Genomic DNA, 730 nt, shown 5'->3' with positions numbered 1-730 from the left:
GCGGCCGCTGCCGGCCACGGGCGACATCGACACCACGCCCATCGCCACCACCCCGGCGGCCGCCGCCGACCTGGACCCGATCTGGCAGGCCGTGGTGCCGGAGACACGCACCCGCGCCAACGACATCCACCTGCCGATTTCGCTGGCCTTCGCCGAGCGGCTGTGCCGGGCGTACCCGCAAGCCGACGCGGAACTGGTCCGGGTAGCCGTCCTGCTGCACGACACCGGCTGGGCGCACGTGGACGAGGAACGGATCCTCTCCGAGGGGTTCACCGGCGACTGGCGCAAGGCGGCCATCCGCTTCGAGCACGAGGCCGAGGGCTGCAAGGTGGCACGCACGGTGCTGCCCGGCCTCGGGTATTCGGAGGAGTTCGTCGACCGCGTCTGCGAGATCATCGACGGCCATGACACCCGCCATGTGCCGTACTCGCTGGAGGACGCCCTGGTCCGGGACGCCGACCGGCTGTGGCGGTTCGACCACGCCGGCATCGCGGTGGCCGCCTCCTGGTTCGGCATGACGCCGGCCGTCTACACCGACCGGCTCGGCGCCGAAATCATTCCGGAACTGATCACCGAGGCCGCCCTTGCCATGGGAACGGCCGACCTGGAACGTTCCAGGGCCCTGCTGAAGACAGGAGTCATCCGATGACCACCACCCCCGGCACCACCACCCCTGCACCTGGGGGAGCGCCGGCGTCGTCCGCCCCGCCCGCCCTCGCCGCGCGCGCAG

The 730-nt window shown here is 71.9% G+C and carries 1 protein-coding gene; it reads left to right on the top strand.

Translation table 11 applies throughout. The features are described 5' to 3' along the window. On the top strand, window positions 1-649 hold a 649-nt coding region (locus tag AC5RUJ_RS17640), incomplete at its 5' end, for an HD domain-containing protein (RefSeq protein ID WP_494156430.1). Between the last annotated feature and the right edge of the window lie 81 nt (window positions 650-730).

The sequence above is a fragment of the Arthrobacter sp. Y3223164 genome (genome assembly GCF_059091005.1).
The sequence above is the reverse complement of the archived record's forward strand: the minus strand, read 5'-3'. Positions and strand labels throughout refer to the sequence as shown.